29 protein-coding genes are annotated in these 26,337 nt (G+C 41.6%); 23 read left to right on the forward strand and 6 right to left on the reverse strand.

All coding sequences use genetic code 11. From position 1 onward, the window contains the following. Positions 1–18: 18 nt before the first annotated feature. From FTU38_RS05480 to FTU38_RS05520, 9 genes are all read left to right on the forward strand, one after another. Entirely contained in the window at positions 19–627 is a 609-nt protein-coding gene (locus FTU38_RS05480) for a CoA pyrophosphatase (RefSeq protein WP_180040882.1), read from the forward strand. 35 nt (positions 628–662) lie between these two features. Then, positions 663–1,193, forward strand: coding sequence for a gamma carbonic anhydrase family protein (locus FTU38_RS05485; RefSeq protein ID WP_078191181.1), 531 nt, complete (start codon positions 663–665; stop codon positions 1,191–1,193). A gap of 162 nt (positions 1,194–1,355) precedes the next feature. After that, positions 1,356–2,021 (forward strand): tRNA (adenosine(37)-N6)-threonylcarbamoyltransferase complex dimerization subunit type 1 TsaB, encoded by a 666-nt coding sequence (gene tsaB, locus FTU38_RS05490; protein ID WP_180110716.1) that lies wholly within the window; start codon positions 1,356–1,358, stop codon positions 2,019–2,021. A 12-nt stretch (positions 2,022–2,033) separates the two neighbouring features. Continuing rightward, positions 2,034–2,858, forward strand: a complete 825-nt coding sequence (locus tag FTU38_RS05495) for an undecaprenyl-diphosphate phosphatase (RefSeq protein ID WP_180008558.1) — start codon at positions 2,034–2,036, stop codon at positions 2,856–2,858. Beyond that, positions 2,852–3,670, forward strand: a complete 819-nt coding sequence (locus FTU38_RS05500) for a class I SAM-dependent methyltransferase (RefSeq protein ID WP_218954693.1) — start codon at positions 2,852–2,854, stop codon at positions 3,668–3,670. The genes FTU38_RS05495 and FTU38_RS05500 overlap by 7 nt, the downstream gene beginning before the upstream one ends. 125 nt (positions 3,671–3,795) lie before the next feature. After that, on the forward strand, positions 3,796–5,187 hold the full coding sequence (locus FTU38_RS05505) for a C13 family peptidase (RefSeq protein ID WP_078192361.1): 1,392 nt from the start codon (positions 3,796–3,798) through the stop codon (positions 5,185–5,187). 28 nt (positions 5,188–5,215) lie between these two features. Continuing rightward, complete coding sequence (gene fghA, locus FTU38_RS05510; RefSeq protein ID WP_180110717.1) at positions 5,216–6,061, forward strand: S-formylglutathione hydrolase; 846 nt, start codon at positions 5,216–5,218, stop codon at positions 6,059–6,061. Positions 6,062–6,191: 130 nt separating this feature from the next. Continuing rightward, the gene (locus FTU38_RS05515; protein WP_180063942.1) at positions 6,192–7,298 is read left to right on the forward strand and encodes a YjgN family protein; all 1,107 of its coding nucleotides are present in this window, start codon (positions 6,192–6,194) and stop codon (positions 7,296–7,298) included. 14 nt (positions 7,299–7,312) lie between these two features. Then, a complete protein-coding gene (locus tag FTU38_RS05520) occupies positions 7,313–8,374 on the forward strand; it encodes a M48 family metallopeptidase (protein ID WP_180110718.1) in 1,062 nt (353 codons plus the stop codon). Positions 8,375–8,405: 31 nt separating this feature from the next. Here the strand turns inward: FTU38_RS05520 and FTU38_RS05525 are convergent, their stop codons facing one another. Next, positions 8,406–8,702, reverse strand: coding sequence for a DUF2218 domain-containing protein (locus tag FTU38_RS05525; RefSeq protein WP_180110719.1), 297 nt, complete (start codon positions 8,700–8,702; stop codon positions 8,406–8,408). Between the two features lie 605 nt (positions 8,703–9,307). On the opposite strand from FTU38_RS05525, the gene rpe reads away from it, so the two are divergent. The 9 genes from rpe to FTU38_RS05570 all read left to right on the forward strand — a co-directional run bounded on the left by rpe (position 9,308) and on the right by FTU38_RS05570 (position 17,053). Further along, on the forward strand, positions 9,308–9,994 hold the full coding sequence (gene rpe, locus FTU38_RS05530; RefSeq protein ID WP_168378513.1) for a ribulose-phosphate 3-epimerase: 687 nt from the start codon (positions 9,308–9,310) through the stop codon (positions 9,992–9,994). Positions 9,995–10,607: 613 nt separating this feature from the next. Continuing rightward, complete coding sequence (locus FTU38_RS05535) at positions 10,608–11,123, forward strand: hypothetical protein (protein ID WP_180026913.1); 516 nt, start codon at positions 10,608–10,610, stop codon at positions 11,121–11,123. A gap of 46 nt (positions 11,124–11,169) precedes the next feature. Then, complete coding sequence (locus tag FTU38_RS05540) at positions 11,170–13,182, forward strand: multicopper oxidase domain-containing protein (RefSeq protein WP_180110720.1); 2,013 nt, start codon at positions 11,170–11,172, stop codon at positions 13,180–13,182. Beyond that, positions 13,169–14,104, forward strand: a complete 936-nt coding sequence (locus FTU38_RS05545) for a copper resistance protein B (RefSeq protein ID WP_180110721.1) — start codon at positions 13,169–13,171, stop codon at positions 14,102–14,104. The genes FTU38_RS05540 and FTU38_RS05545 overlap by 14 nt, the downstream gene beginning before the upstream one ends. A gap of 301 nt (positions 14,105–14,405) precedes the next feature. Beyond that, positions 14,406–14,723 (forward strand): multidrug efflux SMR transporter, encoded by a 318-nt coding sequence (locus tag FTU38_RS05550; protein ID WP_180110722.1) that lies wholly within the window; start codon positions 14,406–14,408, stop codon positions 14,721–14,723. Positions 14,724–14,778: 55 nt separating this feature from the next. Continuing rightward, positions 14,779–15,096 (forward strand): quaternary ammonium compound efflux SMR transporter SugE, encoded by a 318-nt coding sequence (gene sugE, locus FTU38_RS05555; RefSeq protein ID WP_078191206.1) that lies wholly within the window; start codon positions 14,779–14,781, stop codon positions 15,094–15,096. 37 nt (positions 15,097–15,133) lie between these two features. Continuing rightward, positions 15,134–15,616 carry a methylated-DNA--[protein]-cysteine S-methyltransferase gene (locus FTU38_RS05560; RefSeq protein ID WP_180005010.1) on the forward strand — a complete coding sequence of 161 codons (483 nt, stop codon included), beginning with the start codon at positions 15,134–15,136 and terminating at the stop codon, positions 15,614–15,616. 352 nt (positions 15,617–15,968) lie between these two features. Next, positions 15,969–16,622 (forward strand): nuclease-related domain-containing protein, encoded by a 654-nt coding sequence (locus FTU38_RS05565; protein WP_180110723.1) that lies wholly within the window; start codon positions 15,969–15,971, stop codon positions 16,620–16,622. Between the two features lie 62 nt (positions 16,623–16,684). Then, positions 16,685–17,053 carry an SseB family protein gene (locus FTU38_RS05570; RefSeq protein ID WP_180110724.1) on the forward strand — a complete coding sequence of 123 codons (369 nt, stop codon included), beginning with the start codon at positions 16,685–16,687 and terminating at the stop codon, positions 17,051–17,053. A 92-nt stretch (positions 17,054–17,145) separates the two neighbouring features. On the opposite strand, the gene FTU38_RS05575 is transcribed toward FTU38_RS05570, so the two are convergent. Next, positions 17,146–18,078: a tRNA-dihydrouridine synthase gene (locus FTU38_RS05575; RefSeq protein ID WP_180110725.1), complete on the reverse strand. Its 933-nt coding sequence runs from the start codon at positions 18,076–18,078 to the stop codon at positions 17,146–17,148. A gap of 449 nt (positions 18,079–18,527) precedes the next feature. Between FTU38_RS05575 and FTU38_RS05580 the strand changes: the two genes are divergently transcribed. Further along, positions 18,528–18,737, forward strand: coding sequence for a cold-shock protein (locus tag FTU38_RS05580; protein WP_067761877.1), 210 nt, complete (start codon positions 18,528–18,530; stop codon positions 18,735–18,737). Between the two features lie 133 nt (positions 18,738–18,870). On the opposite strand, the gene FTU38_RS05585 is transcribed toward FTU38_RS05580, so the two are convergent. Next, complete coding sequence (locus FTU38_RS05585; RefSeq protein ID WP_078191164.1) at positions 18,871–19,680, reverse strand: inner membrane protein YpjD; 810 nt, start codon at positions 19,678–19,680, stop codon at positions 18,871–18,873. A gap of 138 nt (positions 19,681–19,818) precedes the next feature. Here FTU38_RS05585 and ffh point away from each other — a divergent pair, with 138 nt between their 5' ends. Together ffh and FTU38_RS05595 are read left to right on the forward strand one after the other, a co-directional pair. Next, complete coding sequence (ffh, locus tag FTU38_RS05590) at positions 19,819–21,222, forward strand: signal recognition particle protein (RefSeq protein WP_078191163.1); 1,404 nt, start codon at positions 19,819–19,821, stop codon at positions 21,220–21,222. A 283-nt stretch (positions 21,223–21,505) separates the two neighbouring features. Then, a complete protein-coding gene (locus FTU38_RS05595; protein WP_168378521.1) occupies positions 21,506–22,099 on the forward strand; it encodes an alpha/beta hydrolase in 594 nt (197 codons plus the stop codon). Positions 22,100–22,242: 143 nt separating this feature from the next. On the opposite strand, the gene FTU38_RS05600 is transcribed toward FTU38_RS05595, so the two are convergent. From FTU38_RS05600 to FTU38_RS05610, 3 genes are all read right to left on the reverse strand, one after another. Beyond that, positions 22,243–22,920, reverse strand: coding sequence for a hypothetical protein (locus tag FTU38_RS05600; RefSeq protein WP_168378522.1), 678 nt, complete (start codon positions 22,918–22,920; stop codon positions 22,243–22,245). A gap of 225 nt (positions 22,921–23,145) precedes the next feature. Further along, a complete protein-coding gene (locus FTU38_RS05605) occupies positions 23,146–23,874 on the reverse strand; it encodes a type III pantothenate kinase (RefSeq protein ID WP_180106354.1) in 729 nt (242 codons plus the stop codon). A 22-nt stretch (positions 23,875–23,896) separates the two neighbouring features. Next, positions 23,897–24,652 (reverse strand): biotin--[acetyl-CoA-carboxylase] ligase, encoded by a 756-nt coding sequence (locus tag FTU38_RS05610; RefSeq protein ID WP_180106356.1) that lies wholly within the window; start codon positions 24,650–24,652, stop codon positions 23,897–23,899. Positions 24,653–24,681: 29 nt separating this feature from the next. Between FTU38_RS05610 and FTU38_RS05615 the strand changes: the two genes are divergently transcribed. After that, the gene (locus FTU38_RS05615) at positions 24,682–25,494 is read left to right on the forward strand and encodes a sulfite exporter TauE/SafE family protein (RefSeq protein WP_180106357.1); all 813 of its coding nucleotides are present in this window, start codon (positions 24,682–24,684) and stop codon (positions 25,492–25,494) included. Positions 25,495–25,641: 147 nt separating this feature from the next. Next, positions 25,642–26,337, forward strand: a complete 696-nt coding sequence (locus FTU38_RS05620; protein WP_180021411.1) for a GntR family transcriptional regulator — start codon at positions 25,642–25,644, stop codon at positions 26,335–26,337.

Consider the following 26,337-nt stretch of genomic DNA (forward strand, 5'->3'; position numbering starts at 1 on the left):
TATAAGGATGTAATGTGGATGGATGAGGGTTTATTGACTCAGCGATTGCAGCAAAGTTTACGTTTTTCTAAGCGTATTCAACCTGCGCATGCTGCTGTATTGATTGCGATTACCCAAGAAGATAATCCACGCATTTTATTGACCCGCCGCTCACTCTATATGAATAATCATGCCGGTGAGGTGTCCTTTCCCGGTGGCAAACGTGATGCCCAAGACACCAGTAATATCGTGGTGGCGTTAAGAGAAGCTCAAGAAGAAACCGCTCTAAATCCATTTGATGTGCAACTTTTGGGTGATTTACCAATGCAAAAAGCACGGAATGGAATGTTAGTTAAACCGATCGTAGGGTTGATCCCGCCTGACGTAAATTTGATACCTCAACCAACTGAAATTGACCGTATTTTTTTTGTATCATTAAGACAGCTTTTAGAAACTCCACCAACGCCGTATGAAGTTCGTTTTGCCCAGCAATCACTATATTTCCCCAGTTTAAGAGTCGAAAACGAAATCGTTTGGGGTTTGACTGCACGGATGTTGATTTCCTTATTTCAATATGGTTTGAATTATCAAAAAGAATGGCCTTTTTTATTAAATTCTCCTTCATTTCATTTGGGCCGTGAGCCATAAATCATTTTTAGAAAGTCAAAATAGGATGTTTGATCATGTTGTACAAATTTCAAGGATATAGCCCGAAAGCCACGCATCAACCTTGGGATGGTTGGGTTGCAGAAAATGCAACGGTCATTGGCCAAGTTGAATTAGGCCGAGAAGTGAGTGTCTGGTTTGGAGCGGTCATTCGAGGGGACAACAGTCGTATCAAACTGGGTGATTTTACCAATGTACAAGAAAATGCGGTGTTGCATACCGATGCGGGCATTGAAATGACCATTGGCGATTATGTCACGATTGGGCATCAAGCCATGCTACACGGATGTACCGTTGGTGATAATAGTCTGATTGGAATCAATGCCGTGGTTCTAAATCATGCCGTGATTGGTAAAAATTGCATCATTGGTGCGAATGCTTTAATTCCAGAAGGGAAGGTGATTCCAGATAATTCTGTTGTGATGGGTTCACCGGGTAAAGTCGTCAAGACTTTAGATGAACAAGCCGAAGCACGTCTAAAAATGAGTGCCATGCACTATGCCGCTCATTTTAAACATTTTACTCAACTCGAAGTCGCTGAACTTTAAAACACCTTACATGGCAAGCAAAAAAGCCTCGAAGTTTGTCGAGGCTTTTTTATGGCTTAAATACAGAAAGCGCTGAGTCTGTGGTGGAAAATCTCGCGAACTGCGATGGAGTGGAGTATCATATTCAACGTTTTTTAAGATTAAATTTAATTAAGGTTGCGCATGAAATTACTGGCATTGGAAACTGCCAATGAGCAGTGTTCCGTCTCGATTGTAGATGAAACTCAAGAGCTTTATTTTCAACTCGATTTACGGGCAAAAGCGCAGACGCAAACCATTCTCCCAATGATTGAGCAAGGGCTTAATCAAACTGCTATTGAGTTAGCGAATTTAACTGCGATTGCCTTTAGTCGTGGGCCTGGCTCATTTAGTGGTGTCCGTATTAATGCAGCGGTAACACAAGCCTTGGCATGGGCCAATGACGTACCTGTTGTTCCAGTATCGACTTTGCAAGCTTTGGCTCAAGCGGCGCATCGTCTACATGGTTTGACTGAAGTAACAGCAGTCCTTGATGCTCGCATGCAAGAAGTGTATATCGCCAGCTATCGACTCGATGTCAATGGCATTATGCAAGCTGTAGATGAAGAACAACTATTAAGTTACGCAGATGCCACACCACAGATCAAATTTACCGTCGTGGGTTCTGGTAGCGAGCTCATTCAATCAGAACAAACACAATACAAAGACTTAAGTGCAACAGCACAAGATATTGCTACTATTGCCCGCGAAGCGACGCAAAGAAAAGCATGGGTGAGTGCTGAACATGCATTGCCCGTATATTTACGAGATAACGCCTGGAAGAAAATTTCAGAACAAGGCAAGCCATAATTAGGGTTATATATGGATCTTCTACTGCTGCTCAAAGCGGCAATCATGGGTATTGTTGAAGGTATTACCGAATTTTTACCGATTTCAAGTACAGGGCATTTAATTCTGGCTTCAGAATTAATGAACTTTTGGACCAAAGAAAAAAGTGATGTTTTCGTGATCGCAATTCAAATGGGTGCGATTGCTGCGGTGATTTATGAATACTGGGGCCGCCTGTGGGGCGCAGCAACCGGTATGGTGACTGGTGAAGAAAAAGGTCGCCGTTTAGGTTTTGGCTTAATTCTCGCTTCGATTCCAATCGTGTTGATTGGTTTGACGTTTGGTCAGACGGTGAAAGAGCTGCTGTTCAATAACATTGCGATTGCTATGGGGTTGATTATCGGTGGTTTGATCATTATTTGGATCGAAAAAAATCCACCGCAAGTGCGTGCCAAAGAAGTAGAAGATTTAACCATTAAAGATGCGATTTGGATTGGTTTAATTCAAGTTTTATCTTTAATTCCAGGGACTTCACGTTCAGGTGCGACCATTATTGGTGCCATGTTCTTAGGTGTTTCTCGTAAAGCAGCCACTGAGTTTTCATTCTTTTTGGGTATTCCGGTTATTGTCGGTGCAGGTTTACTGGATTTATATCAAAGCTATGATGTATTTCAAGGCACTCAAGATTGGACTGTGATTGCCGTTGGTTTAATCGTTTCATTTGTCTCGGCATTACTTTTGATTCGTGCGCTTGTCGCTTATGTGGCAAAACGTGATTTCATGATTTTTGCGTGGTATCGAATTGTTTCAGGTTTATTGATTTTATTGTTCGCATTTACAGGCTGGAAATTATGGTAAGCGAAATCCGCTTATACACAGAACAAGAGTTTCATGAGAAAGCACAGCAGTATTCTGCTGTGCTTTCTTCACGTGGCGTATCTGTAAATATTGAATTGATTGAAAAATTAAACTCGCGTTTTTTACGTTTAAACCCTGAACTCAGTTTGTGTGTCGATGCAGATGGTTTGTGGTTAGCGGCCAATGGCATGAAGATGCAACCCGATTGGAAAGCAGAAGTGGGGCGTTTAAAGCGAGCATCTTTAAAGTCTGAGATGATTGCACGTGCGTGTAATTTGGCAGAAAAACCACTGCTTGTGGATGCAACCGCAGGGCTAGGGCACGATAGTTTATTGATGGCCCATTTGGGTGCGCATGTGATTCTTGTGGAACGTCATCCGATTTTATTTACCCTATTGGAAGACTCACATCAACGTGCGCAGCAAGATGTATTTTTAAGTTCGGTTGTGGCTCGAATTGAATTGGTCTTTTCAGATTCGGCAGATTATTTGCAACATTTATCGACGACCAATCAAATCTTTGATGTGGTTTATCTCGATCCGATGTTTCCGCAGCGAGACCAAAACCAGCAAGCCGTCAAAAAGCAAGCTCAGGTCAAAAAACAAATGCAATTATTGCATTTACTGTTACCTGAAGATGGTGAAATGGATTTAGGTGATAATTTACTGGATTTAGCACAAAAAATTGCTAAACGTGTCGTGGTTAAACGTCCACGATTGGCGGTTTTTTTAGCGAATCAAGAGCCGCAACATCAGTGGCAAGGTGATGCTTGTCGCTTTGATGCATATTTCCAACATGATCTTGTGACTTAAAATGATATTTGCTTCAATATTGTTCAAAGATTTGTTATATAGTTAAAAAATAGCATTGCTAAAAACGACATCAGGCATAAAATTATTTGTGCAATTAAGCGAGCCAAGGCCACCATCAGAACTCTATGATTGATTTCAAACCCTCCATCAATTTTTGGCATGATTTTAAAAGCAACCAAACTGCGGGGATGTGGTTATTTTTGGGGTCTCGTCGTTCTTTACAAATCGTTCGACCATCGATTTTGCAATTGGTGTTTTGGGGGATTTTAGGTGGTTGTGCCAACAGTTTATTTAGTTGGCTCAGCACGGGGCGTATTGGCGAATTTAATGCACAAGGTCTCATTAGCTACGCATTGTGGCCATTTATTGCTTTAATCGTGGGGATTTTCCTGTCACAACGTGTGAATAATCCACGGTTAATGTTGGTCCCAGCATTGCTCTGGTTGGTGCTTGATACGCACATCATGTTGTTTCAATGTTTGATTCAATATATGGGAGATCTCGATTTTCTCCCATACTTCCTATATGACTACATTCCAACGTTATTCATTATTCTATTTGTTTGGCAAAGTCTAGCTGTCGTTTGGGTATTTTCACGTGAACTGAAATGGCCATGGTGGGAGCGAGCACTGATTATGGGTGCGACGCTATTTACTTTGGTCGTGTGGCAAGTCTCAGTCAAAGATCAGCCGATTTGGAAAGTGGAAGAAGTTCCACCAAGCTTTGCTGAAGATGCATTTTATGCACAAAGCCGTTTGCTCAATAAATCTTTAGACGCAGTGGAATATGGTGAATTTGCCCAATCCCATTGGTACTTCTTAGGGGTGGCAGGTGCGAGTTATCAAGATGTCTTTAAACTGGAAATTGAACGGATTAAAGAACAGTTTGATACACGTTTTGGCACCTATGGGCGTTCGGTTGAGCTTATCAATAACCCTGCAACGCGCACTGAAATTCCGCTGGCATCTAAAACCAGTATGGAGTTGGCGCTGCGTCGTATTGGTCAGCAGATGAACCGAGAAAGTGATGTCTTATTTTTATATATGACCTCACATGGTTTACCGAATGTCTTTGAAATGGAAAATGCACCTTTGGATTTGGCGCAAGTCGATCCTAAATGGTTAAAAGAAGCCTTGGATGCATCCGGAATTCGTTGGCGTGTGATTGTGATTTCTTCATGTTATTCAGGCAGTTTTATTCCAGCACTGCAAAATGATAATACTTTAATCATTACTGCATCGGCAGCTGATCGACAGTCTTTTGGCTGTTCGAATGAAGCTGAATATACCTATTTTGGCCGAGCGTTCTTTGATCAGGCGATGCGTGAGCAGACCAGTATTCAAGCGGCATTTAATGAAACCAAAGCGACTGTAGCGAAATGGGAAGCCGCGCAAGGTTTCGAACCTTCTGAGCCACAGTGGTCGATGGGGAAAAACATGGCATTAATGTTGCCTCAATTAGAACAACGATTGTTCCCGCCGACAACTACTGCACCGGCTACGACGGTTACGCCTTAAAAGATTAAAAAAGTTTAGGATAAAGATCATGGAATTAGTACAACGAAATACCTGTTTTGCGGGTGAGCAGCGCATTTATCAATTGGATTCTTTAAGTCTAAAGACCGCGACAAAGTTTGGTATTTTTCTGCCAGAAGCAGCCTTACAAGGCCAAGCGTGTCCTGCATTGTTTTATTTGGCGGGATTAACCTGTACTGAAGAAACCTTTGCTATTAAAGCGCATGCTCAGCGTTTAGCAGCGCAGCTCGGCCTGATTTTAATCAGCCCTGATACTTCTCCACGTGGGGAGCAGGTAGCGCAAGGTGATCATTGGGATATTGGGCAGGGCGCAGGCTTTTATATTAATGCAACGGAACAACCGTGGGCCGAGCATTATCAAATGGAACGTTTTATCGCTGAAGAATTGTATTCGTTGGTACAGGCTGAATTTCCGGTACAAAAAGGTGCGATTGGCATATTCGGACATAGTATGGGCGGTCATGGTGCATTAACTTTAGCGTTGAAGTATCCGGACCTGTTTAAATCGGTTTCTGCTTTTGCACCGATTTGTGCGCCGAGTCAGTGTCCATGGGGCGAAAAAGCCTTTAGTCAGTATCTAGGTTTAGATCGTCAGCAGTGGCTTTCGCATGATGCTACAGCTTTAGTGCAAACTAAAGGGGCTTTGTTTAAAGCCATTTTGATTGACCAAGGCATTGATGATCAATTTTATAGCCAGTTAAATCCGATGTTGTTTCAGCAAGCGTGTGAGCAAGTTGGGCAGCCACTCGAACTGCGTGAACATGTTGGCTATGATCATGGGTATTATTTTATTCAAAGTTTTATGGACGATCATTTGCAATTTCACGCTGTCCAATTGCAAACAGTAGTTCATTAATTTAAAAGTCAGTGGTTAAAAATATTGAGGCATAGCTTGCTTTGATATACGTATAAATAAAGCATGGTGATGAGCATTGCCATGCAAATGAATAAATTCGACATACCAAAAAAAATAATTTAGGGTACTTATGCAAAATTCACAAATGGAAACGCCGCTTCCGCCAGAGCTGCCCGTGATGAATCCACCGAGTCTATTTGGGGAGACAGAACAGGCTAATGTTTTGGGACGAAATTATCATTTTAGGTTTAAAGGTAATGCATCTGAATATTTCGGTATTTGGATTGTGAATATCTTACTGACAATTGTTACGCTTGGACTTTATGCACCTTGGGCAAAGGTCCGCCGTTTACGCTATTTTTACGGTAATACTTGGGTGTTTCAGCGTCGTTTTGATTTTACTGGTTTGCCTACAAAAATTTTAGTTGGACGCATCATTGCGTTAGTGGTCTATGGTGGTTTCTCTTTTGCTGCAAAATATTCTTGGGAAGCATTTTTAGCGGGCTTTGTCCTGATCTTCTTTGCGGTTCCTTGGCTTATTCGATCTACGATTCGTTTCCGCGCCCGTAACAGTAAGTTTAGTAATAGCCGATTCTTTTTTTCTGGGACGAATAAAAGCGCGTATTGGTGTTTTGTCAAATGTCTTGCGGTGGTTGTCTTTACCCTTGGTTTGTTTACACCAGTTGCGGTCTGGCTATATAAACGTGAATGTCTGAATCATTTGTATCTGGGTCAGTTGAAATTTAATCTGAATAATACTTGGGGCGATTATATGCGTGCCATGTATGTGCCTTTATTTCTGTTTATGGGCTTTGGTGCATTGCTAGCAGTAATCTTTGCGATATTGTTTGGTAGCTCAGATGGTTTAAATGACGCATCTTATGTCTTCATTATTTTTGGTATGTATTTGATTGGCTATATGTTTATTTGGCCACTCACAGCTGCACGTATATTTATTACTACTTGGAATAACACCACGTTGAGTCGCAGTCATTTTCATACGGACTGTAATCAATGGCGTTATGCATGGATTGTCTTGAGTAATTGGTTGGCTAAAGTGATTAGCCTCGGTTTACTGACACCATGGGCAGTTGTACGACTATATAAATATCAGACTGAATCTTTGCACTTAATGTTGGTCGATGATCCTGACCAATTACAAAATCAAATGCAGCAAGATCACAATGCGATTGCTGAAGAATTATCCGATATTTTTGACCTAGATATTTCCTTATAACGCAGGTGAATTACATGAAAACATCAGTAGTGAATGCAACCTATTATGATGGGAAAGTGTCAAAACCCTTTGTTGCTCAAATCAGCGCAGATGGGGAGCATGCTGTGATTGTGCGTTATGGTCAAGACCTAGAACAAACGCAGCATTACACTTATCAAGATATGACGCTGATCGGTGCTTTGGGTGATATTCAGCCAGTGATCGAGTTAAAGGACGATGCTCGTTTAGAGTTTCATCAACCTTTGCCAGAGTGGTTTAATCTCGACGTAAAGTCGCGTTGGCATTCGATTTGGAAGTTAGAGCGTTCACCCTCCTTAATCATTTTTAGTGTGATTTTCGTGGTGGCGTTTGCTTTTGTATTGATTAAATGGGGCATACCTGCGGCGTCGCATGTGGTGGCTAATCAACTGCCTGAGACAGCTTTAAAGAGTTGGGGGGATCAGGCGGAAAAATATATTATCGATATGACTGAACCCACAAAATTACCACAAGCAAGGCAAGACAAACTGAAACAAGAATATCAACAATTGGTGGCTGAAAATCGACCTGCGAAGTTGTTATTCCGTGGTGGTGGTAGCATCGGTGCAAATGCATTGGCGATACCCAATAACACCATTATCGTGACAGATGAGTTGGTTAAATTAGCGAAAAATGATTATGAACTCATAGGTGTGCTTGCCCACGAGCAGGGGCATTTAGTTCAACGCCATAGTTTGCAGCAAAGTTTGTCAGGTTTAGGCATCAGTATTATTTTGTTGATGATTACAGGGGATGGCTCAGATATTCTCACCAGTTTACCGGTTGCTGCGGTAGGTGCGAGTTACTCACGAGACTTTGAATCTGAAGCAGATTTATACGCCCTAAAACAACTTTCAAAACATCAAATTCCAACGGCACATTTTGCAAACTTCTTACAACGTATGGAAGATGAAGCTGACGGTGAAATAGCAAAAGAGAAAGGTGCAAAGGATGAAACTGCCAAAGATCAGAGATCTTGGACAGATTTCTTTGAGTCACATCCAGCGACGAAAGCCCGTATTGATGCAGTTAGAAATTATCAATCACTTCAGCATTGAGTGAAAGGCTTTGACAATATGGCGACGTAGACTACGGTTCGCGTTGCCATGTTGCACTGAGTTCTTCTTGTCCCATGCGGATCAAATGATCTAGTACAACATGTTCCAATTGATCTAGATTTGCATTTGGATCTTGAGCCGAAATCACGACATCTAAAAATGCAGCTTGTGGTAGAAGGCTGACCTCTGCAGACGGTAGCTGAATCTTGAATGCAGTATTTTCTCCAATGAGCTGTTCATTGACTTCAAATTTATGTTTCCAATGATTGACTAAGCGCTTAGCAACACGTGCTGCTTGGGCGGTGGTGATTTGTGTTGAGCTTTTCATAGATGCAATTTTATTGTTAAGTCGTCAGTCCTTTAACTTAGCAAAGTACATAGATGCCCGTTAAGTCTAAAAATGCAACGCTGTGTTTCTATCCCTGAGATCTTTATCCATATTAATCACTGATGTTACGCACGCAAAAAATAATTTTGCATTTTTAAAATGATATTTAAGTCAATTCGACTGAGTCTTACATCTAGGGCTTAAATAAAGGGATTAGCCTTCGGCTGGAGGTACTCTTACGAAACGATGATTCTCATTAGGCAAAATGAGAAGCGAAGCTTCGCAAGGAAACCATCTTGCAGAGCAATGCTCCTCACCGCAAAACTCGCTTTCTAGCGTCTATTTAATTAAAGTATTGCAAAAACATTTTTGATTAGAAGTCGTGCTGTCTCAAACAATTGCGGATGACGTTACCGCGTATCGTTCTTTTATTTGAATCAAATTTCGGTTCTGATGTTACTGCGTAATATCAGTTCATCCTAGGTTTCTTTATTATAGAGATCTCAATCATCGGCATCGAAAAAACGACTAAGGGCATGGGCAGCGAATAGGGGGACAATTTGCTATAATGCGTCAATCACTCCCTTTTCAAAGCTAGGTTTTTCATGTCCAAGCCATTCTTAATCGCACCTTCAATTTTGTCAGCAGACTTTGCGCGCTTAGGTGAAGAAGTTGAAAATGTTCTAGAAGCAGGTGCAGATGTTGTTCATTTCGATGTCATGGATAATCATTATGTACCGAACTTAACTTTTGGTGCGGGCGTTTGTAAGGCATTGAAAAAATACGGCATTAAAGCGCCAATTGATGTGCATCTAATGGTTTCACCGGTAGACCGTATGATTGGCGATTTCTTAGACGCTGGTGCAGATATCATCACTTTCCACCCCGAAGCAACTGACCATATTGACCGCTCTTTACAGTTAATCAAATCTGGTGGTGCGCAAGCGGGCTTGGTGTTTAACCCTGCGACACCTTTGCATTATTTAGACTACGTTTTAGATAAAGTTGACCAAGTCTTGTTGATGAGTGTGAACCCAGGTTTTGGCGGTCAAAAGTTCATTCCAATGACTTTAGAAAAGCTGCGTCAAGCACGAAAAATTATTGATGCTTCAGGCCGTGATATTCGCTTAGAAGTGGATGGTGGTGTTACCCCAGCCAATATCCGTGACATTGCTGAAGCTGGTGCAGATATGTTCGTTGCAGGTTCAGCGATTTTTGGTAAGCCTGATTATAAAGCTGTGATTGATGACATGCGTTCTGAATTGGCAAAAGTGCATGCTCAAGAGGCTTAAGCCTTTGGGTATAAGTTATTCATGGCTTGTGGATAACTTTATGGATAACCGTATGGATATCTGTGTAGATAAGTATATGGATAACTTGAATAAATTATAAACGATTGTGCATCAATGGTTTAATAATTAGACGTATTAAGTATAAAAAGGACTCAATTGAGTCCTTTTTTTATGGGGTAAAGTGTTTGAAATACTGTGTATTTATTAAACTAAGGTAAATAATTAATCAGTTTAAAAAATAACTTTTATGTTTTAACTGGGCGATATGCACTGATTTTTATGACAGCGCAATAAATTTAAAACTGTTGTGAATAACTGCACAATTAATTATGCTGTTATCAACTATTGAGATAAGCTGCGACTGGCAAAACACATCATCGATCGCACTAGCTCGTGCTATTAGATATTTCTGAATGTATCGTTCATGATGGATAAATAGGTCGAGCTGAATGTCATGTTGATACGAATGTCATGTGATTGAGTTGAGTCATAAATAACATCATCATGGTGTTTCATGCGGATTTCAGCTGAGCTGATCGCGTGATGTTTTTAAAGATGTGTTAATAGGGACATGTTGTCACAGTGCATCATTGGGTTGAATTAGGGTACTAAATTGTTCAATTTTTTGCGTAAGCATCTTGGCTTTGTTTGGCTCATGGCGTTCGTCATGGGGTGGAGCAGTGTGGTCAGTGCACAGCAAAATTTTCAACATCAACAAATGATGACTGCGAATGCCCATCAGGCATCATTTCATGCAGCACATACTGATCCTTCACATTTAACTATGGCAAATTGCCATCAAAATCAGCGGCAAGCTGTTCCTGAGCATGCAGCACATCATGGCAAGCAAGCAACACCTGACGTCATTTCAATGATGGATTGTCATCAATCTTTAGATGCGACATCTGCACTGCAAGATGGTCAGGTGCATCATTCAACGACACAAAGTACAGACTGTCAGGACTGTACACTCGCACATTGCCAAATCAGTACCTCTTATCTCGATAGCGCATTGGTTGCATTGCAAACCGTCAATGTGCATCTTTATGCAGAACCTCCTCGTTTTATTTTTGCTGGACAGCATTTAAAAGGCTTTTGGCAAGAAATTCTAAGACCTCCGCAAGCTTAACCTGAGTTTTAAATACGTTTTTTCGTTATTTTATAAAGGTTAAGTCATGTCTAATTTATTTAAGTCAGGCCTCGTGCTCGGGGTGTGTCTGCTGTCTCCAACGTGGGCGTTTGCAGCCATTAAAGAATATCATCTGAATATTGATGAAAAGACCATCAATTTGACTGGTAAAGCGGTCAAGAAAATCAGTGTCAATGGTCAGTTTCCAGCCCCTTTACTGGAGTTTGAAGAAGGCGATGATGCGGTCATCTATGTGCATAATCAGCTCAAAAAACAAAATACCTCGGTGCATTGGCATGGTCTATTGCTGCCCGGTTTAATGGATGGTGTACCCGGCTTTAATGGTTTCAATGAAATTCAGCCGGATGGTAGCTTTACTTATAAATTTAAAGTCCGTCAAAGCGGAACGTATTGGTATCACGCGCATTCCAAAGGCCAAGAACAAGACGGATTGTATGGCGCTTTGGTAATTTATCCGAAAGGTAAACAAGCACTTGCCGTACATGAACAGACGCAACGTGATTATGTGGTCATGCTGTCGGATTTTCATGAATCATCTAGCGCTCAGATCATGGCAAATTTGAAAAAGTCTGCCGAATACTATCAAAATCAACGTGAAACAGTTTCAGATGTATGGACGCAAATTAAACGAACGGGTTTAAAAAACACTTGGCAAGATCGTTCGATGTGGAATCAGATGCGTATGCTGAAAACGGATTTGTCTGATGTCACGGGTTATACGTTTTTAGTGAATGGCAAAACACCACAGCAGAACTGGACGGGGATGTTTAAGCCCAATGAAAAAGTCAGACTTCGTTTTGTAAATGCTGCGGCTATGTCGTTTTTTGATGTGCGTATTCCTCAGCTCAAAATGACGGTGGTCAGTGCAGACGGTCAAGCGGTCAAACCAGTCGATGTTGATGAATTCCGTATTGGTGCAGCGGAAACCTACGATGTGATCGTAGAGCCTAAGTCTGCGCATTATCAGATTGAAGCTGAATCGATTGATCGGACAGGATTTGCGATAGGCACTTTACATGATGAAACGCAGCCTCAGCACTCAGGCATTCACATGCCAAAAGCTCGACCACGCGCTTTGTTGACCATGGAAGATATGGGCCATGGTTCAATGTCAGGTATGGATCATAGCAATATGGGACATACTACTACAGGCTCAACCCAAACTTCAGCAATCCAGCAAGCGAATGCTCATGAGCACAACGCGCATACTGAAAATCAGTCAAAGATTCAGCCGAATCAAGTACATGATCATGCCGCTATGGGACATGACATGGACCATTCCCCAGTGACTGCACATATTGCTATGCAACATCCAGACATTCATAAACAGAACATGTCAGATACGGCGCATGCCAATATGGATCATAGTGTGATGGATCATTCATCAATGAACCACTCTTCAATGAACCACTCTTCAATGAACCACTCTTCAATGGATTCATCCATGAAACATGATACGCATGCAGCGATGGATCATGCACAGTCTAAAGGAGAGATGCATGCAGTTGAAAATTCAGCAACGGTTATGGGTTGGGCCAATGCTTCAACACCTGTCGGTGATAAGGCCTTGCAATATAGTGATTTAAAAGCGTTAACCCCGCAGCCTGATACACGTGAAGCGACGCAAGATTTGGTTATTCATTTGGGTGGAACGATGGAACGCTACATGTGGACCATGAATGGCAAAAAATTCAGTGAAGCCGAACCACTGCAGGTGAAATATGGTGAGCGAATTCGATTGAAATTTGTCAATGACAGCATGATGGCGCATCCGATGCATTTACATGGCATGTTTATGCAATTGGAAAATGGGCAAATGTCTTCTGAAATGCCAAATAAACATACGGTGATTGTGCCGCCGGGGAAAACAGTGACGGCTCTGTTAACGGCCAATGAATTAGGGGAATGGGCGATTCATTGTCACTTGCTGTATCACATGTCTGCAGGGATGATGAATAAACTTGTGGTCGCAAAGGTCGCAGAGAATACGAAAACGGCATCTGTACCGCAAAAGGAGGTGTCTCATGCGCATCATTAAACCATGCACATATACGGTTCTAAGTTTAGCTTTGGCATCGGTCACTCAAATGACCATGGCGCAAGATGCAAATCACAGCATGCCGATGTCAGCTCAACATGAGTCGCATTCCTCACTTGATTCGTCGCATCAAGAGATGCAAACAGGGATTGAATCGAGCCAGATAGAACATGCAGAACATGCAGAACATGCAGAACATGCAGAACATGCAAATGCATCATCTATTGCGTCACGTACTACTTCTGCGCAGCATCCTGTTGATCATAAGCGTGAACATGGTGGACAGATTTATCAAGCGACTGAGATCGACAATCGATGGCTCAATAATGCCGATGGTCGTGGACGTTTAAAGACCGAAATTGAGAGTCGAATCGGGACCGATGAAAATAAGCTCTTCATCAAACTACATGCCGATAAAGCCGAATCTCAAGATGCAGATTATGCGGCTCAAGTGATGTATAGCCGTATGATCTCCGACTTTTGGGATGCGCAAATTGGCGCACGTTATCGGGTCGATGAACATCAAGTGATGGACAAGGAACAGTTTGATGCTGCGGTGGGTCTGCATGGCCTGGCACCGTATTTCTTTGAAACCGATGCTTATTTATATCTTGGTGCAGATAAACAGGTCAGTTTTTCTTTAGAAACCGAACGTGACCTGCTGCTGACGCAAAAATTGATTTTAAAACCATATTTGAACCTAGATGTGGTGCTGAGTGATGACTCTGCTTATGCACAAAAAACAGGACTCAGTTCTGTATGGCTAGGGCTAGAAACACGCTATGAAATCAATAAAAAGTTGATGCCATTTATTGATGTTGCTTACAGCTATGAAAAAGGAAGTCAGCATACGGCATGGCAAGCTGAAACTGGAAGTGAAAAGCAATTGTGGTATGGCGCAGGTCTTCGTCTGAAGTTCTAATAGAAAAATAGACCAAATAAAGAGGGCATCATCAATAGGTTTTGGTGATGCCTTTTTTTTATGTCTGAATCTATCCTTTGAACAGACATGCCATGTTTTGGCGCAATTCATCGGCACAAGTTTTTTCCTTAACTGAATAACGCCCTAGATTTGGTCAAAAAATGTAAAGACTGCACTAAAATTCAGCATATTTGCTATACTGAGAAAATATTCGGAGGAACGACCTCCCTTAATCTTTGTTCAAAGCCAGTAAGAAAAATCGTCAGGACGACCTGACTCTACTAATATGGAGGAAGGCATCATGGCCTGGGTTGTTCTAGTATTCGCTGGTATTTTTGAAATCGTTTGGGCCTATTCGATGAAGCTCTCAGAAGGCTTTACAAAACTTGGCCCAAGTTTAGTTACTTTATTTTTTATGATCCTGAGCTTTGGTTTATTGGCCTATGCCATGAAAACGTTGCCTCTGGGAACAGCTTATACCATTTGGACAGGAATCGGCGCGATTGGCTCATTTCTCGTGGGGATTTTTATACTCGGTGAGTCTGCAACTGGCATGCGGATGTTAGCCGCAGTACTGATCATTTCGGGTCTAATCTTGATGAAATTATCTTCAAGTTAATATGTTCTAAAGCACAGAGGTAAAAGCCTTTTGTGCTTTTTTTATGGGTAAAAATATGGCTTGGGTTTTATTAATTGTAGCGGGATTGCTTGAGGTGGTTTGGGCGTATTGTATGAAAGTCTCTGAAGGCTTTAGCAAACTGACGCCAAGTATTTTGACCATTGTTTTCATGATCGCAAGTTTCGCTTTGTTGTCTTATGCAATGAAATCCTTACCGCTGGGTACAGCGTATACGGTGTGGACCGGCATTGGTGCAGTGGGATCATTTATCCTCGGCATCGTTGTATTGGGTGAGCCCGCAAATGCCATGCGCATGCTAGCTGCGGTACTGATTATTTCAGGACTAGTCTTGATGAAATTATCGTCCTCCTGAATAATGAAGTGCTGCGATTTTGAGCTTGGAGTATGTCATGCAACTTTCTTATCAGTTTTTAGATTCACCCGTTGGACAATTAAAACTTGTTGCACATGAAACCGCATTGGTGGCCGTTCTTTGGGAAAATGAAAACCCAAATCGTGTGCGATTGGCGGCTTTGGTTGAAGATCGACAACACCCGATTTTGCTCAAAACTGCACAGCAATTAAATGAATATTTTGCGGGTAAAAGACAGCAATTTGACTTGCCGCTAGACTTTGAAGGTACCGAATTTCAGCAACAAGTTTGGCAAGCTTTACTGACAATTCCTTTTGGAGAAACTCGCAGTTATAAACAAATTGCAGAGCAGATCGGCAATGTCAAAGCCGTACGTGCTGTCGGTGCAGCCAATGGTAAAAATCCAATTTCAATTATTGCACCTTGTCATCGTGTCGTGGGCGCAAATGGAAAATTAGTGGGTTTTGCGGGCGGTCTAGAAAATAAAGAAATATTGTTAAAAATTGAGAAATTACAATAAAATAGAAAATATACTTATTTAATTGATGTTACGCAGTAACATCAAAGCACAATTCGCTTCAAAGAAAGAATGATACGCGTTAACGTCATCCGCAAGTGTTTGAGACAGGATGCCGCATAATCAAAAATGTTTTTGCGATGCTTTGAATAATTTGACGGTGGTGAACGAGTTTTGCGGATGACAATGGTTTTGGGTACTTTTGCCGAAACAAAAGTACCTCCAGCCGAAGGCTAATCCCTTTATTTAAACCCTAGATGTAAGACTCCGGCGAATAGGCTTAAAAATCATTTTAAAAATGCGAAATTACTTTTATGTAGGTAACATCAGTAATTTAAAGTAATGAATCAAATCAATGAATCTTTCTCAAATTTTTGCCCCCCTCATTTCGACGTTTTGGTGGCTAATTCTATTGTTACTGATTGTGGGGGCAATCAAAGCATTTAAACCTTATTTAAAGGGGAAAATGGGGGAGTTTGCTGTCGCCGTTCATGTCAAACTTTATTTGAAAGACCATTATATATTGTTAAATGATTTGACCTTACCAGATGGCGAGGGAGCTACGACACAAATTGATCATCTTCTGTTAAGCCCATTTGGTGTGTTTGTGATTGAAACTAAAAACTATAAGGGCTGGATTTTTGGGAGTGAGAGACAAAAACAATGGACGCAAAAGATTTATAAAAAAAGTTTTAAATTTCAAAATCCAATTCACCAAAATTATAAACATATGAAAGTGTTAGAACAGGTGTTGAGCGATATTCTGGATAAAGACAATATGCATTCTGTGATTGTTTTTATGCCTGAAGCGGTGTTTAAAACAGAGATGCCATCGAATGTATTTCGGGGTACAGCTTGGGTGGACTATGTTCAAACTTTTCGGCAACCGGTGATCTCTGAAATGAAACTTAAACGAATACAGTTGCGTTTAGAAAAAGAAATTTTAGAAAAATCGTGGAAAACAAATCGACAGCACATTGAAGATTTAAATCAACGGCATAATTCATAAACTTCCTGTATGCTGTGGATTGTGAACAGTATCTGAATGATAAAAATAGACGGACAATAACAATGAACGACACGCTTCAACATCTTTATGAATCGACTTTAGATCATCCTCAGCAATACAAAGACTTTTATCAGCAACTTTTAGCCAGCCAAGTATATTGTTTGGGCGAGCGTGATGCTGAGCAGCATTTACATTTTCAATTGATGGAAACGGAGCAGGGCGAGCAAGCCATTCCGTTCTTTCTGAGTCTTGCGATGCTTCAACAGGATGTTGGTGCAGATGCAGAGTTTGTCATGATCAGTGCGGAAAAATTATTTGCGATTACCAAAGGCGCAAGCTTGGTGATGAACCCGACTTCGGAACACCCAAAAGAGTTTTTGGCAGATGAGATCGACGCAATTTTAGAGTTTGCCAAACAACAAAACCTTTGAACACTGTAGATGTGAACAAAGGCTTTACGGCTACGCTTAAATATGTGTTTTTACACTTTTTCGTTTTCACATTTGGCGATGTGTTTTAAAACTTACATACCGGCTTTAAGTTTTTCCACGATTTCATCGAGTGGTTTGACACGTTTAACTTCATCCCAAAGGACTTTGGCTTCTGGGTAATGTTTCGACATCATGCCGAGCCATTGTTTATAACGACCGACCATATTCATTTCTTTTTTATACGAGCCGTTTAAGAAACGAATTTGTAAGCCAAGCAGTTCATGCCACGTTATCAGCGGTTCATCGGTATTACGACGAATACACTGTGTAATGTCAGGAGTGGTCACCGCAGCACGACCAATCATTAGGTCTTCACAACCCGATTCGAGTTGGCACTGTTTGGCATCGGCATTATTCCAAATTTCACCGTTGGCAATCACGTTAATTTTCAATGCTTCACGAATGGGTTGCAACTGATCCCAAAAGGCAGGCGGGGTATAACCATCGGCTTTGGTCCGCGCATGGACTGTAACCCATGAGGCCCCCGCATCTTCGATGGCATGCGCATTTTCCATAGTGAAATTACGATCCATATAACCCAAACGCATTTTTGCCGATACAGGAATATGACTCGGAACAGCGTCACGCACAGCTTTGACTAACTCATACACCACTTCTGGCTCATCCAGCAAAACTGAACCACCACGGTGGCGGTTGACGGTTTTTGCAGGGCAACCAAAGTTCATATCAATCGCAGGGGCACCCAGTTCTACCGCGCGTACAGCATTTGCTGCGAGCATGTTCGGATTGTTACCTAAGAACTGCACATGAACTGGTGTTCCTGCTGCAGTTTTGCCTGCATTGTTCAGTTCGGGACAATAGCTATGATAAATATGGTCGGGCAGGACAGAGTCCGTGACACGGATAAACTCGGTTACACACCAGTCAAAACTCCCCACATGCGTTAACACATCTCGCATAATTGGGTCGGTTAAGCCTTCCATCGGCGCAAGAACAAGTTTCACGGTCACACAGCCAAAAATTGAAAAACGGAGTTATACGTGGTTTTGAAAGGGATGTCTAGGTTTTGTGCTTCTGGTGACGCGGAATACGAAATCACAAGATTTTATGTAATTATTTGGTGAAATTAGGACCAAAGTCGTAAAGTCTTGACTGACATAAAACTTAAACAATAAAATGAGTAAATACAGATGGATAGTAATAATAAGAAGATGGCTTTTACTGTTGTTTTTTAATGGAATCAACAACATATACTGTGCTTGAATCTTTTAAGATTTCATGTATGATGGCTGCAACTAGAAAAAAAGTATTGTTTCGTAAATTTTCTTTAAGTATCGCAGTGTTAGTCATAATCCTTCGTTTTTTACAGAAATGAAGTTCAATTCTTTATTATTTTCCAAGTTATAGTCAGTCATCATCCAATGGCTAAATCAACAAATTAATAGGTATTATTATGTCTAATACAGTTACTGGTACAGTTAAATGGTTCAACGAAACTAAAGGTTTCGGTTTTATTGCACAAGACAACGGTCCTGACGTTTTTGCTCACTTCAGCGAAATCACTGGTTCTGGCTTCAAAACTTTGCAAGAAGGCCAAAAGGTTTCTTTCAGCATCGCTCAAGGTCAAAAAGGCCCGAATGCTGTAAACATCGTTGCTCTATAATTTAGACGTGATGAAAAAAAGCGCTGTATAGCGCTTTTTTTATGCCTGTTGTTTTTATGTGAATAATCAAGATATAAAAAAAGAGAGCCGTAGCTCCCTTCTTAATAAAACTTAAGATAGTTTCATCGTCGACTTAGCGGCCCAAAACCATTTCTAAAATAAACTTAGATCCAATAAAGCCGACTGCCAAAAGACAAAAACCAATAATGGTAAAGCGAATAGCTTTTTGACCACGCCAGCCAAATCGATAGTGTCCAATAAGCAAAGCTCCATAGACGAACCATGAAATAATGCTAAAGGCTGTTTTATGTGCCAAATGCTGTGCAAAGAAGTTATCGATGGTGAAGAAACCAAACCCAAGCGCCACGGTCAGTAGTGCAAATCCAGCAATCAATAAATCAAATAGCAAAGATTCCATGGCTTGGAAGGATGGAAGCAGACTCACCCATACACGCTTTTTCTGCTTGTTTTTTAGTTCACGGTCTTGTAAACGCAAAATAACCGCTTGAATTGTTGCCATCAGCAGGACGGCATACGCGGAAAGTGACAAGATGATATGGATGTCTAAACCCAGTGAATGTTGTTCTATAAATTGATTTTGTCGACTAAATGCAAAGCCTAAAATCAACCCCGTCGCTGCCACAGGAATACCCAACAGGTTCATTGCCAGCACAGGTCGATAGGTACTAAATAACACACTGAGCAATAGCATGAGACCTGAAGTAAATGACATCAGGTTGAACACGTCATAGTTCACACCCATAGGCGTCAACATGTCGTTATATAAAACACCTGCATGCAATAACATGCCTAAACCAAGTACAACACCAATAAACCAATGGTTCGGCGCACGTTTAGACATTAAATGGCTGAATAAATACCAAAAAGACGTGGTATAAGCGATTAATGCTAGGATCGTGTAAACCAAGGGGAGACTGATCATGTCAAACCTTTTTCAGGATGTTGAATATTCATTTATATAAATTCTGCAAGAACTAAAGTATCCTATAGCATTCTATGCATAAATTTTCTATTTTAAGAAACAATTTTTTGCTCATGGCTATTTTAAGCGGATTTTGCAATGTTTGATACCTTAACAGAACGACTCACGCAGAGTTTAAGAAATGTTACTGGCTCAGGGCAGCTAACCGAAGACAATATTAAAGATACGTTACGCGAAGTACGTATGGCACTTCTTGAAGCCGATGTTGCGTTACCTGTAACTCGTGAATTCATCGCGAAAGTTAAGGAAGAAGCATTGGGCCAAGAAGTGATGACTCAGTTATCACCGGGGCAGGCTTTCGTCAAAATCGTTCATGACGAATTGACCAAAATGATGGGTGAGGCGAATGAAAGCCTAGACCTAGCGGCAAAACCACCAGTTGTTGTGCTTCTTGCAGGTTTGCAAGGTGCGGGTAAAACAACCACTGCGGCAAAACTTGCACGTTTCTTACAAGAACGTCAAAAGAAAAAAGTAGCAATGGTATCTGCCGACGTTTATCGTCCAGCAGCGATTAAACAGCTACAAACAGTTGCAGGTGAAGTTGGCGCGATTTTCTTTGAATCAAGCGCAGACGAAAAACCGATTACCATCGCAAATCGTGCGATTGAGCAAGCAAAAATTCAATTTGCTGATGTCTTGATTGTCGATACAGCAGGTCGTTTACATGTAGACGACGAAATGATGGATGAAATTAAAGAGCTACATGCAGCAATTAAGCCAACTGAAACATTGTTCGTGGTTGATGCCATGACTGGTCAGGATGCGGCGAATACTGCAAAAGCCTTTAATGATGCCTTGCCTTTGACGGGTGTGATCCTGACAAAAACAGATGGCGATGCACGTGGTGGTGCGGCACTTTCTGTTCGTGCCATTACTGGCAAGCCAATTAAATTCTTGGGTATGGGTGAAAAACTCGATGCCCTAGAGCCATTCCATCCTGAACGTATCGCACAGCGTATTTTGGGTATGGGTGACGTACTTTCTTTGGTCGAAGAAGTTGAACGTAAAATCGACAAAGAAAAAGCCGAAAAAATGGCGAAAAAACTGCAAAAAGGCGGTAGCTTCAACTTTGAAGATATGCTGATGCAGTTTGAACAAATGAACAAAATGGGCGGCATGATGGGCTTCCTGGATAAACTTCCAGGCATGAGCAACTCAGGGATTCAAGATGCAATTGCACAAGCAAATCCTGAAAAGCAAGTGAAGAAAATGGAAGCGATTATTCAATCGATGACCATTAAAGAACGTCGTAACCCAGACTTGATGAATCCAAGCCGTAAAAAACGTATTGCAGCAGGCTGTGGTATGGATGTTGCGGAAGTGAATAAACTCATCAAGCAACATGCGCAAATGGCGAAAATGATGAAGAAGTTTGCCAACCCAACAGGTATGGCAAAAATGATGAAATCATTGGGCAATATGCAAAAACAATTTGGCGGCGGTGGCATGGGTCCATTGTTCGGCAGTAAAGATCCGAAGTAATTTGGACTTAAAAAAAGGCGCATTCAGCGCCTTTTTTTATGGCTGAAATTTAACGAGACTGTACGCTCAAGCAAAGTGATCGAGTGCATTTGATAGCAAGTACTGGATGAGGGAATCTGGCTATACGAGCCGATAGATACCGAACTGAGCTAAATCATTACAAAAAGATGCCAAATTGACATTGAGAGCGTGTAGGTGGCAGGTTTAAAACAGAGGTGAAAATTTGCCGAACTGCAAATTGAAAGCTTCACTAAAAATAATCACCTAAAATAAGAATCAAATCATGAATACACCGCATACGCCAGAAAGCCAAAAGATCTATATTGTTCATGGTCATGATACTTCGCCGAATGATCATTGGTTTCCTTGGTTAGGACGAAAGCTGCAAGAAGCAGGACATTATTCTCGACGCATCGTTATGGCAAATGCAGCACAACCTGATTTTGACCATTGGCAGAAATTTCTAGCGTTGCAAATGCCTGATTTGGATGAAAATACCATTGTGATTGCCCATGGTTTGGGGTGCTTAACTACGCTGCATTATCTCAATCAATATTTTGAACAGCATGGCACACGGATTAAAGCGGGCGTTTTTGTGTCAGGTTTTAAAAGTAGTTTACCGACACAACCTGAATTAACCGCATTTATTCAACGTGCAAAAATGGATAGCGGTGTTTTACAGACCTATATGCCGATTTGTATCAGCTTGATTTCATCCAATGATCCTATCGTGCCGCCACCGGTTGCGATCCAATTGGGCAATTTTATAAATGCACAAATTTATGAAGTGAAAGAAGCCGGGCATTTCACAGCAAAAGATGGCTTTTCTGAGATTCCACAACTGTGGCACGTGTTAGAGCCAATTTTAACGGCTTAGATAGGTTTTGTGCGCGTGTTTAATAGATCGCGTGTTTTGTAGATAAGGTAATAGTGAAAACTAAAATTGATCATGCAATAGGTGCAATTGAAGATAAAAAAAGGCGCAATCTGCGCCTTTTGTTTGTTCGATTTGTTGATAGATCAGTCGAGTTCTAAAGCAACACGTTCACGAATGTCGTCAATGTTGTCATTGGCTTCGCGACCATCTTCCTGCCATGCTTTATAAGCACCAACATATTCACCATCGGTATCGACGACATATTCAGCCGCAATTTTTCCTGAGGCATACCATAAGCGATAGGCATCATTGCCATTTTCATCGACTTTATACGCTGCGCCACGTTGTCCTGTTGGATAAAACTCTTCGCCGTGGATGCTCACGCCATCTTGGTTCACAAAGGTTGATTCTACTTTGCCGTTTTTGCGATAAAGCGTTACTGGGCCTTCAATGTCACTGCCACTGAAACTAAATAGTTTCATCGGATCTTTGACCCAAGCAGGTGAGGATTGAGGGGTTTTGGTTTCTTGGTAAAAATCTTGGACTAAAAAATCACCTGTCGCATTACGACCTAAAAGTACACGGTAATAGCCGTCTTTGACTGGAGTCATGTAATAGCTTGAGTCAATATATGATACGCAGCCGCAGTAATCAGGATTATCTTCATCTCCAAAATAGCCCAAAACTGCTTCAGAGGTGCTGAGCTGTGATTTGATTTCGGCAGGGATTTTAGAGTTGGCTAGATTTTGTGTCGTGGTACAACCGCCGAAGAATAATGTAGAGGCGAGCAGGCTTAAACCCAGTAAATTTTTAAATTTCATATCTATACTCTTCGTCTTATATTCTATCTTGAAAGACATTTTTAAATTATAAAGTTGCTGATGTATCTGTCGATCATCGCAGGCTATTGTAATTCCTTGGACGAAAAAAGGTCATGAATCGCGATACAATTTGTAACCACGCTTATATGAAATGACCATCAATAAAAAAGCGTGATCACCATTGGTCATCACGCTTTCACAGTTTGCTATCAAAAAATGGCTAAATTACACGCCATTTACATAACTTTGTAGGCCTCGAAGCAGCAAATCTGCTTCGACAGCTGGCTGATATTGTTCTAAATAGCGTGCAAATAGCGCAGCATCGCCACCGGTTAAAATCAACTGACTTGGATATTTGTCGAGAACCTTTTCAATGGTGCTGACCAAGCTGAGCAAGATGCCATGATGAACAGCGTCTATGGTATTTTTACCAGGAGACAGCTCGTTAAAGGTGGCATCTGGAATTTTAATGCCTTTGGTGTTTTGGATGAGCGAATCACGTTGCAAATACAAATTTGGCAAAATATAACCGCCTAAATGTTGTAAGCCATCCGTTAAGTCAATGGTGAGTGCCGTTCCGCAACTAATGACACAGTATTTTTGAGTAGGGTCTTTGACCACTGCGAGCATTTGCAGCCAACGGTCGATCCCGAATTTACTGGTGTCTTCATAAGCACAGCGTAAGCCCGCATATTCGGCATGAACTTTGGCAATGGTGACAGGAACCGCTAAAAATTTAAGAATTTTTTGAATCCGATCATTATTTTTCTTGTCGAGTACTGAAGAAATCCCGACCTGATCTAAGTCCAAGCTTTTAAAGTGCTGGATCAAACCGAGAAGTAGTTCGGCAGGCGACTGTAAATGCAGTTCCGCAGCATGCTCTATGATTTGATCGTATTCGGTAATCCAGTATTTCAGCCGTGTATTACCGACATCGAGCCATAATTTTTTCATCAGTAGGCCTTTGCAATCCTGTTTATGATTGATCTGCTAAACGTAAGCGGCCTTGGAAATAATTTTCTAAGCGCTGCGAGGTTTGGATGTTGATCGAACCATCATTTTCAATGCCGAGAAAGCGACCTTGGCTTTTGCCTTGCAGGTGTTCAAGTTCAACGGGCTGTTGCATAAATGCAGCGTAATGGTTGAATCGTTCAGCGAGGTTATAGCAGTTATGATCGAACCATTCACCTGCAAGTTGAATTGCTGCATACAGTTCAGTAATTAACTGTAACCGGTTTGGCGAGGGAAGTCCGAGTTCAGATAACGATGTTGCACGTTGCTCAATTCCTATGGATGGAATCGGAAATAAGTTCATGCCAACGCCGACTATCGCTTGATGTGGCGAAATCGGTTCAATCAAAATCCCGCCCCATTTGCCTTGTGGGCTATACAGGTCATTAGGCCATTTCACTTGTAAAGCGAGATTTTGCAAACTTGGCATTTGTAAGATATTTAAGGCAATTTCGAGTGCAAGCCGTCCATCTATCGCTGTTTGTAAATTCAGCAATGTGCTTAAATAGATATTACCAACGGGTGAGACCCATTGATGATCGCGTTGCCCACGCCCCTGAGTTTGCTCTTCACTGCATACCAAAACATGTTGAATGCCTTTTTTGGCAATCTCACGGACATCGTCATTGGTCGATGTGGTAATGGGCTTCAGTAATAAAACTTCAGGCGGCTGAGGTACTGTGCTCAGCAATTGCTGTAAGTGTCTGGTCTCTAAATCCATTTGAATCTGAGAGTTGTGGAATAATATTGATGGAGTTAATCATATATTTACTGATTGGTGCAATCGCTGGTTTTGCTGCGGGGCTATTTGGTGTTGGCGGTGGCCTGATTATTGTGCCGATTTTATTCATTGTCTTTACCCAACTTCAATATGATCCCAGTGTGATTATGCACATGGCGGTGGGCACATCTTTAGCCACGATTATTGTCACCTCACTCAGTTCGGTTTCGGCTCATCATAAAAAAGGTGCCGTGCTGTGGAATGTCTTTCGGAATTTGTCACCGGGTTTGGTGATCGGTTCATTTCTCGGTGCAGGCATTGCTGATTATCTCTCAGGGCAGGGTTTGCAACTGTTGATTGGCTTTTTTGCGGTCTGGGTGGCCTTTAAAATGTTTCGCGGTGCAGCGACACCAGTCGATCCGAATAAACATTTACCCTCACAAGCCATGCAAATGGCAGCAGGGGGTGGTATTGGGATTGCCTCTGCGATCTTCGGTATTGGTGGAGGTAGCTTAACCGTCCCGTATTTGAATAAAAACGGCGTCATTATGCAAAAAGCGGTCGCAACCTCTGCTGCATGTGGTTTACCGATTGCGATTGCAGGGGCACTCGGCTTTATGTGGTTTGGTCATCATGCCGATATCGAGGTTCCCAATACCATTGGTTATATCCATATTTATGCATTTATCGGGATTAGTGTAATGAGCTTCATCACTGCGAAATTGGGTGCGAAAGTGGCTCATATGTTGTCACCATTTATGCTAAAGCGTTGTTTTGCATGCTTATTAACAACAGTTGGTTGCTATTTTATTTATCAAGGTGTGCAAGCCTTTGGCGCTTGATTGTCCGTTTTGACTGACAAAATTGGCTTTGTTGACACAAGATTGTCAGACAATGTCATGTTCAATTAGGTTGCTTATCGTTTCTAATGCAAATAGATTGAGTGTAAATCTGAACATTGCATCTTATAAAAAAAAGATAGGAACAGTATGCAACAACAAGAAGCGGACAGTTTGTCAGAACAAATTGCCAAACACATCGGTGAACAAATCATTCGCGGTGAGTTGGTCGAAGGCGAGCGTATTCAGGAACTCAGAATTGCGGCCGAATTGGATGTGAGCCGTGGCTCTGTTCGTGAAGCTTTATTGATTTTAGAACGGACCCAGCTCATTGAAATCTACCCACGCCGTGGCGCCTTAGTCTCTGAAATGTCGGCTTTACAAGTGCGCTCATTATTTGATATTGCAGCATTATTGTTGGGTCAAATTGTGCATCGTATGGCGGAAACGTGGCGCAGCCATGAAGCTGAGCGTATTCAGTTATTACTTGAACAATTAGACGTGGAAACTCGCCAAGGCAATACTGAAAAGTTTTATGATCTGATTTTTCAGGGCATGGCTCGTCAGCATGAAATGGTGGGAAATACCTACCTGATGCGTTATTACCAAGAATTGTTGCCATCACTCAGACGCAGTTATTTCCTGACACTGAATATTTCACGACGTGAAATACAAGAATCTTTTGATTTGTTTAAATTAGTGACTGATGCAGTTTTAATCAGAAAATCACATCAAGCCACTTTATTTATGGAAGATTTTTGTCGACACTTACGCAACCTTGTGTTGGAATCACTAACACGGATGAAACAAATCGAATTAGCGTGGGCGAGACGTTCACGCCGCTGA

The organism is Acinetobacter sp. YH12098 (assembly GCF_013419235.1).
In the GTDB taxonomy this organism is placed as follows: Bacteria; Pseudomonadota; Gammaproteobacteria; order Pseudomonadales; family Moraxellaceae; genus Acinetobacter; species Acinetobacter amyesii.

Bases quoted from the DNA above. Each gene is read 5' to 3' on its own strand.
- FTU38_RS05480 (WP_180040882.1), top strand. From the start codon at position 19: ATGGATGAGGGTTTATTGACTCAGCGATTGCAGCAAAGTTTACGTTTT.
- FTU38_RS05485 (WP_078191181.1), top strand. From the start codon at position 663: ATGTTGTACAAATTTCAAGGATATAGCCCGAAAGCCACGCATCAACCT.
- tsaB (WP_180110716.1), top strand. From the start codon at position 1,356: ATGAAATTACTGGCATTGGAAACTGCCAATGAGCAGTGTTCCGTCTCG.
- FTU38_RS05495 (WP_180008558.1), top strand. From the start codon at position 2,034: ATGGATCTTCTACTGCTGCTCAAAGCGGCAATCATGGGTATTGTTGAA.
- FTU38_RS05500 (WP_218954693.1), top strand. From the start codon at position 2,852: ATGGTAAGCGAAATCCGCTTATACACAGAACAAGAGTTTCATGAGAAA.
- FTU38_RS05505 (WP_078192361.1), top strand. From the start codon at position 3,796: ATGATTGATTTCAAACCCTCCATCAATTTTTGGCATGATTTTAAAAGC.
- fghA (WP_180110717.1), top strand. From the start codon at position 5,216: ATGGAATTAGTACAACGAAATACCTGTTTTGCGGGTGAGCAGCGCATT.
- FTU38_RS05515 (WP_180063942.1), top strand. From the start codon at position 6,192: ATGCAAAATTCACAAATGGAAACGCCGCTTCCGCCAGAGCTGCCCGTG.
- FTU38_RS05520 (WP_180110718.1), top strand. From the start codon at position 7,313: ATGAAAACATCAGTAGTGAATGCAACCTATTATGATGGGAAAGTGTCA.
- FTU38_RS05525 (WP_180110719.1), bottom strand. From the start codon at position 8,702: ATGAAAAGCTCAACACAAATCACCACCGCCCAAGCAGCACGTGTTGCT.
- rpe (WP_168378513.1), top strand. From the start codon at position 9,308: ATGTCCAAGCCATTCTTAATCGCACCTTCAATTTTGTCAGCAGACTTT.
- FTU38_RS05540 (WP_180110720.1), top strand. From the start codon at position 11,170: ATGTCTAATTTATTTAAGTCAGGCCTCGTGCTCGGGGTGTGTCTGCTG.
- FTU38_RS05545 (WP_180110721.1), top strand. From the start codon at position 13,169: ATGCGCATCATTAAACCATGCACATATACGGTTCTAAGTTTAGCTTTG.
- FTU38_RS05550 (WP_180110722.1), top strand. From the start codon at position 14,406: ATGGCCTGGGTTGTTCTAGTATTCGCTGGTATTTTTGAAATCGTTTGG.
- sugE (WP_078191206.1), top strand. From the start codon at position 14,779: ATGGCTTGGGTTTTATTAATTGTAGCGGGATTGCTTGAGGTGGTTTGG.
- FTU38_RS05560 (WP_180005010.1), top strand. From the start codon at position 15,134: ATGCAACTTTCTTATCAGTTTTTAGATTCACCCGTTGGACAATTAAAA.
- FTU38_RS05565 (WP_180110723.1), top strand. From the start codon at position 15,969: ATGAATCTTTCTCAAATTTTTGCCCCCCTCATTTCGACGTTTTGGTGG.
- FTU38_RS05570 (WP_180110724.1), top strand. From the start codon at position 16,685: ATGAACGACACGCTTCAACATCTTTATGAATCGACTTTAGATCATCCT.
- FTU38_RS05580 (WP_067761877.1), top strand. From the start codon at position 18,528: ATGTCTAATACAGTTACTGGTACAGTTAAATGGTTCAACGAAACTAAA.
- FTU38_RS05585 (WP_078191164.1), bottom strand. From the start codon at position 19,680: ATGATCAGTCTCCCCTTGGTTTACACGATCCTAGCATTAATCGCTTAT.
- ffh (WP_078191163.1), top strand. From the start codon at position 19,819: ATGTTTGATACCTTAACAGAACGACTCACGCAGAGTTTAAGAAATGTT.
- FTU38_RS05595 (WP_168378521.1), top strand. From the start codon at position 21,506: ATGAATACACCGCATACGCCAGAAAGCCAAAAGATCTATATTGTTCAT.
- FTU38_RS05600 (WP_168378522.1), bottom strand. From the start codon at position 22,920: ATGAAATTTAAAAATTTACTGGGTTTAAGCCTGCTCGCCTCTACATTA.
- FTU38_RS05605 (WP_180106354.1), bottom strand. From the start codon at position 23,874: ATGAAAAAATTATGGCTCGATGTCGGTAATACACGGCTGAAATACTGG.
- FTU38_RS05610 (WP_180106356.1), bottom strand. From the start codon at position 24,652: ATGGATTTAGAGACCAGACACTTACAGCAATTGCTGAGCACAGTACCT.
- FTU38_RS05615 (WP_180106357.1), top strand. From the start codon at position 24,682: ATGGAGTTAATCATATATTTACTGATTGGTGCAATCGCTGGTTTTGCT.
- FTU38_RS05620 (WP_180021411.1), top strand. From the start codon at position 25,642: ATGCAACAACAAGAAGCGGACAGTTTGTCAGAACAAATTGCCAAACAC.